This window comes from Mycobacterium asiaticum DSM 44297 (assembly GCF_000613245.1).
Taxonomy (GTDB): domain Bacteria; phylum Actinomycetota; class Actinomycetes; order Mycobacteriales; family Mycobacteriaceae; genus Mycobacterium; species Mycobacterium asiaticum.
The window spans coordinates 1816677-1817723 of the sequence record NZ_HG964936.1; the positions used below are offsets into that span (position 1 = coordinate 1816677).

Below are 1047 nucleotides of genomic sequence, written 5' to 3' on the forward strand. Positions count from 1 at the left end.
CGCGCCGTTCACACCGTCACCAATCAAGGGACGGCCCAGCAGCGTATTGGTGGGCGCGTTGACCAAACCGAGGACGCCTTGTTCAAGGCTTTGCAAGGGACCCGCATTGGCAGCCTCGGCGAGCGCATACGCGCCGCCTCCAGCCATCAAAGTGCGGATAAACTCCTCATGAAACAACGCCGCTTGCGCACTCAGTGCCTGATATTCCTGGCCGAAGGTTCCGAACAATCGGCTAATGGCTGCTGAGACTTCGTCCGCCGCCAGCGGCACCATTCCAGTTGTCGCCTGCGCTGCAGCGAAACTGGCTGTGCGCACCATTTGGTTAATGCCGTCCAAATCGCCTGCCGTCAACACCAATTCGTTCGGTAAGGCAATCACGTAAGACATGAAGGCGTGGTCCTCCTGAAGAGTGATCTGTAATGCGCGGGATTGCGGCTACACATTACGTCGGTGGCGTCAGGAGTATCGGTTATTTAGGTAGATCAAATATCGGCTGGATTAATTCAAACGACTTTCATATTGTTCTCTAATGAAACGGAACGGCGCAATTACGAAATGACAACAGCTGATCAACTGTATTGCGACCGGCATGAGAAGGTCGGCCGCCAACGGGCGGCCGAGATCAATTTGGGCTCTGGATTGGATCGCGGATCAGCCCGACTGGCCGGCCCCGCCCCTGGCGCTGACTTGGAATAGGTAAGACGTGCCGCCGCCACCACCCTCGGCGAGGGCGTTACCGCCGTTGCCTCCCATCAATCCGAATAGGCCACCGGCGATGCCAGTGCCGCCCTCGCCGCCGTCGGCGCCGTCTTGGCCGGGGAACCCGTCAGCGCCCACTGGAACACCGCTATTGATGGTGCTCAAGCTGCCTTCGCCGCCACCCCCGCCGACGCCGCCCAAAGCGTTGGCGCTGCCGGTGCCGCCGCTACCGCCGTCAGCGCCCGCACCCACAATCGAGCTGTCACCACCGACGCCACCGTTACCGGCGACGCCGCCCATACCGCCGGAGGCACCGCCGCCGCCGCCACCGCCGCCGAAGGCTCCGAT

The 1047-nt window shown here is 61.7% G+C and carries 1 protein-coding gene and 1 pseudogene; both read right to left on the bottom strand.

Annotation, left to right across the window (positions count from 1 at the left end; genetic code table 11):
* On the bottom strand, positions 1-387 hold a 387-nt coding region (locus BN972_RS08910; protein WP_036355181.1), incomplete at its 3' end, for a PE family protein.
* Between the two features lie 264 nt (positions 388-651).
* Positions 652-1047 (bottom strand): annotated as a pseudogene (locus tag BN972_RS08915) (hypothetical protein); the annotation flags it as partial.